Genomic DNA, 9,268 nt, shown 5'->3' on the forward strand with positions numbered 1-9,268 from the left:
GCGGTTCGCTTGGAGACAGCTCAACTATGCCCTGTTCGCTTCGACGACGAACCCTTCGAAGACGATCGCAGCATCTGCGGAACAATTGTGAAGGCCGCACCGAGGAGGCACAGCGTTCCACCGAGTGCAGCCAGCAGCGGTGGAACTTCGCCGAGGACCAACCAGGCAAGAAAGACGACGATCGCCGGAACGAGCAGACTCGAAGAACTGAGCACACCGGCGGGCAGGAAACGGATCGCGTATCCCCACAGGTTGAAGGCGATCGCGGTCGGCACAACGCCGAGATAGATGACCTGCAAGGTGATGTTCATCGGCGCATCGGCCACCTCGGTGATGAGATCAGGGGTGAAGACAAGGCAGGCAATCGTTCCTGCCATAATCCCCGCCCAGGTGACCGTCACCGAATCGCCCCGGGACAGGAAGTGCTTCTGAAGTAGGACGCTGGCTGCATAGAGGATTGCGGCCGCAAGGCTCAGGAGCAGGCCGCCAATAGTGAGAACGCCGGAGAAGCTGGCGATCGTGATCAGCACGATCCCTGCCAAGGACACCGCGATTCCTACGACGAGTTTCCAGGGGAGACCCTCGCCGAGAACCAGGCCTGCGAATATCGCCACGATGAGCGGGGCGATATTGACGATCATTGCCGCAGTGCCAGCGTCGATCGACCGCTCCGCAGCGTTGAGAATCACCGTGTAGACGGCGAACCACGCAACTCCCCAGATGAGCGTGATCACCCACGTCCTCGTCGATGTCGGGAACTTCGGCCGGCGGAAGAGCATCCATGCGGAGAGCACGACGACAGCGGCGCTCATGCGCAGCAGTGACAATGGTCCCGGCGTGTAGTGATCGGCTGCATCACGGATAACGACGAACGAGGAAGCCCAAAAGACCATGGTCAGCAGTGCCGCGATCCACGGCAGGGTCCGTGGAGAGGACGCTGAGCCCGTGGGCGGCGTCGCTCCGCTCGCATTCTCTGTAGTCGCAGTCGATACAGTCGCCGCAGTCAACGAAGTCGTCGCAGTCGCGACCGTCGGCTCGACCGCCGAGGGCGAATTGCCTGGGAAGTCCGATTCGGATGACGCGTCCGCCCTGGTGGGCACGGCTGACTGCATCGACGGGCACTTTCCGGAAGCTGAGTTGTCCTTCATGCCTACGATTATTCTGCCGTCGACCGTCAATGAAAAGCGCACACCATTGCACATCTGTACAGAGTTCTCGTACATTAGACAGATGAACAACGTCGTCCAGCTGCAATCATTCAAGTCAGTCGCGACTACCGGTTCGGTGCGATCAGCGGCACTGCACCTCGGCCTGTCTCCTTCGGCGGTCAGCCATCACCTCAAACTTCTCGAACAGGACACTGGCCTGACTCTCTTTCAAAGACAGGGTCGTGGCCTGTGCCTGACCGACACCGGATCTGCCCTCATGGGCGAGGTCGACGGCGTGCTCGAGTCATCAAGCCGACTGCAGCAACGCGTCACGGATCTGAAGGACAGTCGAGTCAATCGCCTTTCGATCAGCTACTTCAGCAGCGCTGGAAACCGATGGATGCCGGAGCTGGCCCTTTTCCTCGAGCACAAGCACCCGCATACCGCCGTCCAACTGAGCCTGGCGGAGGGCAAGTGGCATGAATCTCGATCCGATATTCAGATCGTCATCACAGAGACCAGGGAACCTGCGCTGCCGCCTCAGATCAACTGCAGCTTCCTGCTGGAAGACCCGTACGTCGTCGCAGTTCCCGAGGGGCACGAGCTCGCAACTCGCAGTGAGGTATCCCTGACCGAGCTCGAGAGACTTCCTTGGATCGACAACGAACAAGGCGATGGCCCGTGCCGTACGATCCTTTTCGACGCCTGCGCTAGGGCCGGGATTCGAGTGCAGTTCAAACATGAGGCGCACACCTTCGTCGCCGCCCTCCACATGGTCAACCGCGGGTTGGGAATCACGCTTCTCCCCCGCCTCGGCATCGATCAGCTTCCCGAAGGGGTGGTTATCGTTCCCCTGGCTGCGCCTGAGCCGATCCGTTATGTCCACGCCATCAGCGACCCGGATCATCCTCAACAGGATGCTATCAACGATGCGCTCATGGCCCTCCGAGAACTCGCAAACGATGAGCGCTCATACGCCCGGCTTGCGAGCAGTCCGAACCTCCACCAGCAGAACCCGGCTCACTCGTTGAAGAGTGTGTCGATGACTTCTTGAGCCACGAATCTCGCGTGCAGTATCGGTCGCCTGGCCGGATCAATCGAGGCAGGAGGCACCCACGCGGGACGTCCATCTTTAAGCATCACTGTCTCCCACTCCGACCTGTCCAATAGGTGGTGATGTGCCGAGCAACTCAACGTCATATTGTTGATATCGGTCTTGCCTTGCTGTGCCCACTCAACAATATGGTGGGCATCGCACCACCCCGGCGGAGCATCACATCCGGGGAACGTACACCCCTGATCACGAGCAGTGAGAACCGCGATCTGCTTCGCATTCGCAAACCGATTCTCCGTAACCACCTGCATCGTCTTGGCCTTTTCAGAGATGAGTTCGAAGAACACCGCCCCGTTCAACCCGTGACGAATCAGCTCACTGATCGGGACCGGATTCTCAGTACCCGTCGTCCCAGCACCAGTCCCGTTCGCGAGGTCTTCAGCCTTCGCCGTGACGACTAAAGCGTATTGCGAGCCTTGACCGGTCCGCGTCATGTCGATCCTGCCGATGAGAGTCGCGAAGCGTTCGTAGATCCACTCCTGAGCCGACAGCTTCTGTCCCGTCATGTCGACGAGGGTCCCGTCTTCGAGGACACCAGAGTCATCCACGTCCGCCGTGGTGTCGTTGCTGTTTGCGATCTTGGTTCTCGCTGTCAGCAGCCCATTGAGGACACCACCCGTGACGGGATCAAGGAGACCACAGATCTCCCAATCACCGTTGTCACGAGCATGCATATTGACCTTGTACATGGTCCGATCCGTGGAATCGGCTGGTTCTTGGCCATCGGGATCGATATGAGCCAGGATCCGAGCGAAGATCGCCCGCAGGTCATGAACTCGCACGCTTGGGGCCTTGTCCACGAGAGTCGATTCAGCATAATCACGATCATCCTGACTAACCCACGTGGGCAGCCTCTTCAAACAGTCTTTGATGACTCTGGCTTGGTCGGCCGAGAGTCTGCCGTCGTTGAAGGCATCAGCGACCATAGGGAACAGTGGTGCTTGTGGTTGCCCGGTCAGAGTCACCCGCCCGCCGAGACTCTTGGCCATATCGCTACGGCGGTTGGCCTCCCGGCTGGTGATGTTCAACCGGTCTTGGATGAGGGCCTTCGTGGTCTTGGCACCGTAGTCGGTGGGTGTTCCGACTCGTTCACACACTGCCAGAGCCAGAGTAGACAACGCCTCGTTGACCCTGCCCAGGGCCTCGAGCCCATCAATGAGTTTGATCGCATCCGCTGGCCCCATCGGACGGTCGAAGGTTCGCAACCCATCCTTGAGTCCACTCAACGCGGTGAGGCTGGTCGTGACTTCGGGAGCGAAACGCGACAGATCCGTCCACTCTTCGCTCGAGAGCAGAGGGTGAGGACTCGGGCTGCTGGGACCAGGGGCTGAGCTGTCAGCCGGAGCATCGACAGCCAGAGCGTCGACAGCTGGAACCGTCTTGTCCGCATCGCCATCAGGGGCCTCCGAAACGCTGGCTTCCGAAACGCTTGCTTCCGAAGTGCTGGCTGCCGGCTCGACATCCTCGCTCGCTTTACCGTGAGCGTTCGACTCACGTGGTTCGTCCGTGGATACCGCTGCGAGGGATTCGAACTTCTTCGCAAGAGGGTGGCCGGTGAGGTCGAGGTTGGCATCTTTGAGCTGATCGAACAAGGATGGCCGTCCGATCGCCGAAGAGGAAGGTCCAGCGGATGAAGGATTGTCAGCAGCATCTGAACCCGTTGCGGCATCACTGGAACGGGCGCGTGAGTCACGCTCTTCCGGGTTCTGTGGTGTGCGGTCGGGGGTGAGAGTCATGGTACTGAAGTCCATTCGCCAACATCGTTGTTGCTCTTCCCTCCATCATACACCCATTTCGATCATTCGCACCCTCAGTTTCGAATTTTGTTCGGTCATTCTTTCATTCTCGTATCAATTGCTCGCACAAAAAATTGGCGCCACCCACGACACCCCAGGTCAGAGAGCAGAACGACAATCGCCACCCGACGGGCGGACCTCTGCAAAAGACTGAGCACAAAAGCGAGCCGCGACACTGTGTGATCACAATGTCGCGGCTCGAAACCGAACGCTGACCGCCGACTCAGAAGAAACCGGATCCAACCCCTCAGATCGCGCTGAGCATCTTCCCTGGGTTGAGGATCCCCTGCGGGTCAAGAGCATTCTTCACAGCGATCTGTATCCGCTTCGAGCCCTCATCAAGCTCGTTGTTGAGCCAAACGCGTTTGAGGAAGCCCACGCCATGTTCACCGGTGATGGTGCCGCCGAGCTCAAGGCCGATGCGCATGATTTCGCCGAAGATCTCCTGAGCCTTCGCCGTCTGCTCTTCATCACCGGCATCGAAGAACACCGAGGGGTGCGTATTGCCGTCCCCGGCATGTGCCACCAGGGCGATCATCAGCCCCGAGGATTCATGCAGCTCCTTCAGTCGATCGCAGAACTCCGGCATCGCCACGCGCGGCAGGCACACATCGTCAAGCAGCTGCCCTCCCCCGTGAGCATTTGCGAACTTCTCATACGCCGGCTGAATCATCCGTCGGGCGGCGATCAGTGCAGCGCTGTCGGCCGGGTCCTCCGAGTACGCGACGTCGAGTGAACCGCAGGACTCAGCCACCTCGGCGAATTGAGCCATGATGGCCTGCGAATCCGCAGGGTTCTGGTCGACCTGCATGATGAGCATCGAGCCCGCATCACCGTCGAGCCCGAAGTCGCCGAACTCGTTGAGCATCTTCAGGCTCGAGGAATCGAGGAACTCGAGCAGGCTCGGCGCACCGCCGGCGGCCATGAAGTCTGCCACTGTCTGGAGGCCGGAGCGCTCATCAGGGAAGGTTGCGACGGCGGTGAACGGATCGGGCAGCTTCGGAACCAGGCGCAGGGTCGCCTCGACGACGATGCCCAGCGTGCCCTCGGAGCCGACGAACAGGTGGCGCATGTCGAGCCCGGCGACACCTTTCGCCGTCTGCGGGCCCAGCTTCGTCAGCGTGCCATCGGCCAATACGACTGTCAGACTGCGCACGTAATCCCTGGTCACACCATATTTCACGCAGCACAGGCCACCAGCGTTGGTGGCGATGTTACCGCCGATCGATGACAGCGCGACCGAGCCCGGATCCGGCGGATAGGACAGGCCGAAGGGCGCCAGGTGGTCCTTGAGGTCCTGATTGATGATGCCGGGCTGAACCGTGACAAGTCGTTCCGCCTCATTGACAGATACGACATCCTTCATCCGCGAGACGTTGAGCAGAATTGCCCCGGGCGAGCCATTCGCCCCGCCCGAGATCCCCGACCGGGCACCCTGCGGGACGACGGGGACACCATGCTGACCGGCGAAGCGCACGACCTCCTGGACATCGGCCGCCGAGGTGGCCCTGACCAGGGCAATCGCCCCTTCGTGAGGGCAGAACAGGGCTTCGTCACGGGCGTGGGCTTCGATCACGTCGGGATCCGTCGTCAGCGCACCCTCGCCCAAGCGCGCCGCGAGCGCATCGAGTTCAGCCGTGCCCACCGTGGTCTGGTTCTGTACTGTCATGACATCCTTCCGAACGGAAATGTCGGGACGGTCACGACCGCCTCGGCGATTCTCATCTGTGACGATTTCGACTGCGGTTACGACTCATGCCGCACCATGTGGCTACTTCGTCATCTCCGGATTCACTCTATCGGGCGCGGGAGCGGCCTTGAGGACGAGGGTGACGATCCCGGCCGCGACCATCGCCGCACCCACGACCCACATGCCCGCGTTCTGGGTTCCGGTGAGCTCGGCGAGCCCGCCGGTGATGTAGGGCGCGAAGAATCCGGCGGAGTTGCCCAGCGAATTGATCAGTGCGAGTCCCGCGGCAGCTCCGGCGCCGGCGAGGAAGGTCTGCGGCAGCGGCCAGAAGGTCGGCAAAGCGGCGCAGATGGCCATGCAGGTGATGGTCACGGCGATCATCGTGGTGAACGGCGAGCTCAGGTACAGGGCGATCGGGATCGTGACGCCGCCGATGAAGAGGGGAATCGCGACATGCCAGACGCGTTCGTTGGTTCGGTCCCCGTGCCGGGACCAGAAATACATGGCCAGGGCACCGAAGACATACGGAATCGCGGTGATGAAGCCGATCTCGACGATCGAGTATTCGACGCCGAAGGTCTCCTGGAAGCCGGAGATGATCGTCGGCAGGAAGAAGCTCAATGCGTAGAGACCGTAGACCATGCCGAAGTAGACGAAGGACAGTGCCCATACCCGCGGCTGGAGCAGGGACCGGCGGACCGGGTAGTGGAAGGCCTCGGCCTTGCCCGCCTCCTCGGCGTCCATTGTCGACTGCAGCCAGTTCCGCTCGTCCGGTGTCAGCCATTTGGCATCGCGTGGGCGGTCGGTGAGGTAGAAGATGCACATGATGCCGAGCAGGATTGCGGGTACACCTTCGACGATGAACATGAACCGCCAGCCCGCGAAGTTCTCGAAGATCGAATTGCCGCTCGAGATCAACCACGAGGACAGCGGCGAGCCGATGACACTGGACATGGGAATCGCGAGCATGAACAGCGCGGTGGCCCGTGCTCGCATGGACGTGGGGAACCAATACGTGAGGTAGAGGATGATGCCCGGGAAGAATCCCGCCTCGGCGACGCCCAGCAGGAATCGCAGGACATAGAGCCACCCGTGGCTGGGCACGAACGCCATCGCTGCCGCCACGATGCCCCAACTGATGAGGATCCGGGCGAGCCAGATCCGAGCACCGAACTTGTGCAGAGCGAGGTTCGACGGCACCTCGAGAACGAGGTAGCCGAAGAAGAAGACGCCGGCCGCGAAGCCGAACTGGGTGGCATTCATCGCGAGGTCTTCGTTCATTCCGCCCGGGCCCGCGATGCCGAGATTGGTGCGGTCGAGGTAGTTGATGAAGTACATCGCGATGATGAATGGGATCAGCCGAAGGGTGACCTTCCTCAGGGTCCGTTTCTCCAATGCCGAATCGCTCGACGATTGTCCACGCACCGGCGGGTTGGCCTCGGATGACATGTGATCTCCTTTGATCAGGCTTGAGCCTTGAGCCAGGGTGATGGCCCTCGGCACACTACGTCGAACACATTACGTCACACCTCGTTCCGGTTCCCAGGTTCTGCCGGCAAAGTTCCGAATGTCGGGACGACGGCGACGGCCGGCGCCGAGGTGGGGCGCCGACCATCGGCTCGATCGGATCGGTTCGCGAAAGTCCGGCTCGGAGGCCGCCGATCGAACCCGTCACGGTCCCGTCGGTTCGGTCACTGCCCCTGGGGCTGGGTCACTTCGCCGGGGTCCGGCGCGGAGATGTTCACATCGGTGTCGAAATCGTCAATGACCACGGTCGCGTCGACCCCGTCGGCGCGGCTGACAAGCGTCGCGGTGTCCATCTTCCCTTCTGCTGGGATGTCGATGAGCGTCGACTTGTCCTTCTTCCCGAGTGTGTAGCGAATGAAGTCGGTGCCGTCCTTGTCGACTTCACCTTCGACGGTCACCTCACCGGCACTCATCGTCTCAACCGTCGAGACCAAACGGTCATAATCGTAGGTTTTCGCGACCTGGTCTCCCTGGGCCGCTTGGAACACCACGTATTTGCCGACCGCCGGAGTGGCGTCGTACCCGAATGATTCCCAATACTCCTGTGGGCCTTTGATCCACAGGAGACTTGAGGCTCTCACCAGTTCGATGGTCATGTCCACCGATCCGGATTCGATCGAGGCTCGCCCCTCGAACGCACTGCTTTCTCGATCAAAGAAGAAATCCGTGCTCTGGGTTCCGTCATCTGCCTTCACAGAGCCCTCTGCGTGGTAGCTCGTGATTCCCCCGAGCTCGTCTTTGAACGTTGAGAATCTGTCCATTGCCGACGATTCGGCGTCCTTGCTGAGCTGATCGACATGGGCGTCGACCGCGCCGTCAGAACCGGAACAGGCTGACAGGCTGAGCAGGAGGGTCGCTGTGATTGCCGATACTGTCAGTCTTCTCATTTCGCCTCCGCCACGAGCTTCGTGATGTCGATCCCGCACTCTTCGTCAACCGTCTCAGCTTGGTTCTCGTATGTTGTGTTCGCAGTTTTCGTCGCCGTCGAGAGCAGCATGAGGAAATCAGTATTGGAGACCTGGCCACCACTGGACTTGAAGAGATCGGCGGCCTCTTTGTAGTCATCACCCGTTGCTTCCCAGTCTTGAGATTCCTCACCGGGCGCGAGCTTCCCGATATGCGCGGTTCCCGCCGCCAGCAGGTCCAAGCGTGTCCCCATATGGTTGACGATGGTCTGTTCGTTCTGATCGCTTGCCTCGTTGCTGAGGCTGACCAAGTCTTCGATGGCGCCGCAGTAGGTGTCGGCTTCGGACGGATCCGTGTAAGACGGTGCTGCCTCTGTTGCCGGCGCTTCCGGTGTCGGGCTCGCCGCAGCTGCCTCGGACGACGGATTGGGCGTGGCTGCTTCCGCAGAAGGAGCGGGTTCGCTTGCCGTGGATTCGGCGGGACTCTGACAACCGGTCAGAAGCAGTGCCGGGATGGCAACTGCGACAGTGGCGAGGCGGATTGAGGTTGAAGACTTCACTGGGAAGGTCCTCTCTGACGAGAGACTGAATTGACGGTGGAGGTCTACACATTCGCATACTCGCAAGATCTGCGATTGAATAGAAGCGTGTTGGAAGCCAGTCCCTTGCCTGACTGGCTCCCATCACTTGGTTCCTGCTGGCCCGCAGCTGGGCGACGAGTGGAGAATCACCGCTTCAGCTGCGGACAGCAGGGTTCTTACATCCTGTTACTTCGCGGCTCGGCGGCGAGCGAAGTAAACGGCGCCCGCACCGGCTGCCAGCAGGATTGCGCCGGCTCCGAGCATCGGGGATGTTGCGTCTGAACCGGTACGGGGCAGGTTTCCTGCACCGTTGTCGGATCCATTGGCTGCACTGCCTGCTGCGACGTTCGCGTTTCCGTTGTCGTCAGCCGAAGCCGAATCATCGGCCGAGGCCGAGTCGTCAGCCGAGGCGTTGTCGGCTCCGTTGTCATCAGCCGAAGCCGAGTCATCGGCCGAGGCCGAGTCGTCGGACGAGGCGTTGTCGGCTCCGTTGTCATCGGACGAAGC

The 9,268-nt window shown here is 60.8% G+C and carries 8 protein-coding genes; 1 reads left to right on the top strand and 7 read right to left on the bottom strand.

Translation table 11 applies throughout. The features are described from left to right. Window positions 1–20: 20 nt before the first annotated feature. Complete coding sequence (locus tag L0G76_RS03630) at window positions 21–1,007, bottom strand: DMT family transporter (RefSeq protein ID WP_487246982.1); 987 nt, start codon at window positions 1,005–1,007, stop codon at window positions 21–23. 85 nt (window positions 1,008–1,092) lie between these two features. Between L0G76_RS03630 and L0G76_RS03635 the strand changes: the two genes are divergently transcribed. Then, window positions 1,093–2,202: a LysR family transcriptional regulator gene (locus L0G76_RS03635; RefSeq protein WP_304355967.1), complete on the top strand. Its 1,110-nt coding sequence runs from the start codon at window positions 1,093–1,095 to the stop codon at window positions 2,200–2,202. Here the strand turns inward: L0G76_RS03635 and L0G76_RS03640 are convergent. The 6 genes from L0G76_RS03640 to L0G76_RS03665 all read right to left on the bottom strand — a co-directional run. Next, a complete protein-coding gene (locus L0G76_RS03640) occupies window positions 2,169–3,998 on the bottom strand; it encodes an HNH endonuclease signature motif containing protein (protein WP_304355968.1) in 1,830 nt (609 codons plus the stop codon). The two genes, L0G76_RS03635 and L0G76_RS03640, sit on opposite strands and share 34 nt — an antisense overlap. Window positions 3,999–4,305: 307 nt before the next feature. Continuing rightward, a complete protein-coding gene (locus tag L0G76_RS03645; RefSeq protein WP_304355969.1) occupies window positions 4,306–5,727 on the bottom strand; it encodes an FAD-binding oxidoreductase in 1,422 nt (473 codons plus the stop codon). 102 nt (window positions 5,728–5,829) lie between these two features. Continuing rightward, window positions 5,830–7,197 (bottom strand): MFS transporter, encoded by a 1,368-nt coding sequence (locus L0G76_RS03650; RefSeq protein WP_304355970.1) that lies wholly within the window; start codon window positions 7,195–7,197, stop codon window positions 5,830–5,832. Window positions 7,198–7,439: 242 nt separating this feature from the next. Then, window positions 7,440–8,162, bottom strand: a complete 723-nt coding sequence (locus L0G76_RS03655; protein ID WP_304355971.1) for a hypothetical protein — start codon at window positions 8,160–8,162, stop codon at window positions 7,440–7,442. Beyond that, window positions 8,159–8,740 (bottom strand): hypothetical protein, encoded by a 582-nt coding sequence (locus L0G76_RS03660; RefSeq protein ID WP_304355972.1) that lies wholly within the window; start codon window positions 8,738–8,740, stop codon window positions 8,159–8,161. Before L0G76_RS03660 ends, L0G76_RS03655 begins: the two co-directional genes overlap by 4 nt. A 207-nt stretch (window positions 8,741–8,947) precedes the next feature. After that, on the bottom strand, window positions 8,948–9,268 hold a 321-nt coding region (locus L0G76_RS03665; protein ID WP_304355973.1), incomplete at its 5' end, for an LAETG motif-containing sortase-dependent surface protein.

This window comes from Brevibacterium picturae (genome assembly GCF_030453725.1).
Taxonomy (GTDB): domain Bacteria; phylum Actinomycetota; class Actinomycetes; order Actinomycetales; family Brevibacteriaceae; genus Brevibacterium; species Brevibacterium sandarakinum_A.